Genomic DNA, 691 nt, shown 5'->3' with positions numbered 1-691 from the left:
GCGCTGGCGGCTGCTGGGGCTGGGGGCGCTGGCGCTGGCGCTGTACTTCCTGCTGCCCTTCGACATCCGGGGGTACGTCTACTACCTCAACACGCGCTACGCGCACCTGGCCGCGGCGCTGCTGGTGGCGAGCATGCCGGCCACGCGCGTCGGGTGGCGGCGGCCCCTGTGCCTCGCGGCGGCGGCGTGCGCGCTGCTCGTGGCCTTCATGATGGGGCGCGGCTTCCGCGACTTCGCCGAGGAGGCCCGCGAGTGGGACGTGCTCGCGGACGTCACCGGCAACCGGCCGAAGGTGATGGGGCTGGTGTTCGATGCGGGCTCGAATGTGGTGCGCTTCCCCGTGTTCCTGCATGGCGCGGCGGTGCTGGCGCGCGAGCGCGGAGGGGTGCCCAACTTCACCTTCGCCACCACGCCGCACTCGCCGCTGCGCTACCGGGACGCGGTGCCGCCCACCTTCCCCTCCGAGTGGCGTCCGCAGCAGATGGACTACGCGACGCAGGGGAGCTGGTACGACCACTACCTCGTGCGCGGGGCGCACCCGTCGCGCGTCTTCGGGGGGCGGCTCCAGTCAGAACTGGTCATCGTGGGACAGGCTGGACGGAGCTGGCTGGTGCGGCGGCGCTAGCGCGTGCGGTAAGAACGCGCCATGAGCCCTGCCTATTATACACATCTCCGAGCCCACGAGACCGGA

The 691-nt window shown here is 71.6% G+C and carries 1 pseudogene; it reads left to right on the top strand.

The annotated features are described in order from the left end of the window. Positions 1-625: pseudogene (locus tag D7Y13_RS41980) on the top strand (hypothetical protein); the annotation flags it as partial. Positions 626-691: the final 66 nt, after the last annotated feature.

It is taken from the genome of Corallococcus praedator (genome assembly GCF_003612125.1).
Lineage (GTDB): Bacteria > Myxococcota > Myxococcia > Myxococcales > Myxococcaceae > Corallococcus > Corallococcus praedator.
This window is presented reverse-complemented; position numbering and strand designations above follow the sequence as displayed.